Annotated in this window: 2 protein-coding genes; one reads left to right on the top strand and one right to left on the bottom strand. The window is 50.8% G+C overall.

Translation table 11 applies throughout. From position 1 onward, the window contains the following. Nucleotides 1-133: 133 nt before the first annotated feature. On the top strand, nt 134-751 hold the full coding sequence (locus JIN85_RS20575) for a hypothetical protein (RefSeq protein ID WP_200274387.1): 618 nt from the start codon (nt 134-136) through the stop codon (nt 749-751). A 70-nt stretch (nt 752-821) separates the two neighbouring features. Here JIN85_RS20575 and JIN85_RS20570 read toward each other — a convergent pair. Then, a partial coding sequence (locus tag JIN85_RS20570; RefSeq protein ID WP_200274385.1) for a transposase occupies nt 822-1,060 on the bottom strand: 239 nt, incomplete at its 5' end.

The following is a 1,060-nucleotide window of genomic DNA, read 5'->3' as shown; positions in this document are numbered from 1 at the left end:
ATCCAATTGAATGCGCGGATTCCCAAATCGGCAGAACAAGTCAGTGGTGGCAACGACGGACAAGCTCCTTAGTTCGCTTCGCTCTGGACGCCTTTAACCCCGCCGTGCCACACTTCAAACGTTCGCCACAAAAATGAGACTCTTCCTCTCACTCTTAATAGGATTCTTTGCGTGCCTCCCATGTATCGCACAGAACGAGATCGATTCGGAGTTTTACGACAGCCTCGAGAAGGTCGAGGCCAAGTATCGAGCTGGCAAAGCCGAATTGATTAAGAAGGCAGATCGTGTCGTTGTCTACCTGGTGGACTTCGACGGAATCTCCAATGAAGATGCATTTGGTGGTGGAGATGACAGCGAGACGATTTCAATCGCTCCCTACGAGAAGCGAACAAAGATTCTCAGCACTAAAGAGATTGGCGAAGTTGATCGAAGGAAGCTTCTCGATGTATTGAGTGCAGCGATCGCCGAACCAGAGCATTCGGGCGGAGCGTTTTGCCATTTCCCGATTCACGGAGTCAGAATCTATGCTGGTGAGGAACTGCTCCACGAAGGAACGTTTTGTTGGGTTTGCGGTAATTTTTCATTCAGCTATCCGCAAGGCTCCGGCTGGCTCGACACGAATGCCGAATTGAAGGCCATATTCGAGAAAGTCACTCCTATACCTCAGTCAGAGCTGGATCGGTTCTATACGAAGTATCCCGGTGCAAAACCCAAAGGCGAACAAGATGCTGCGTTGAAAGATCAACCGTAAATTGAGTTTTTTGGGATTCTTTTGAGTGGCTGAGGCCGGGTGTTTTTCAGGTGGTTTGGAAGCTTCTTTTCTAGGGGTTGTAGGGTTCGCCGGATTTGAGGATGCCGTAAATTTGGTGAAGCAGTTTTCGCATGATGCCGATGATGATTTGCTTGGGCTTTTTACCATTTTCCTGGAGCCGATCGGCGAAGGTTTTGAGCAAGGGATTGTTGTTCCGAGCGGTCATGGCGGGCATGAAAAGCGCACGCCGAAGGTGGGTGGACCCGACTTTGGTGATGGGGGTGGTGGGGCGACCCGAGGTGCCGCTGA

The organism is Luteolibacter pohnpeiensis, from assembly GCF_016595435.1.
GTDB classification, from domain to species: domain Bacteria; phylum Verrucomicrobiota; class Verrucomicrobiia; order Verrucomicrobiales; family Akkermansiaceae; genus Luteolibacter; species Luteolibacter pohnpeiensis.
The sequence above is the reverse complement of the archived record's forward strand: the minus strand, read 5'-3'. Positions and strand labels throughout refer to the sequence as shown.

Excerpts from the sequence above, each read along its gene's own strand:
- JIN85_RS20575 (WP_200274387.1), top strand. The coding sequence starts at position 134 with ATGAGACTCTTCCTCTCACTCTTAATAGGATTCTTTGCGTGCCTCCCA.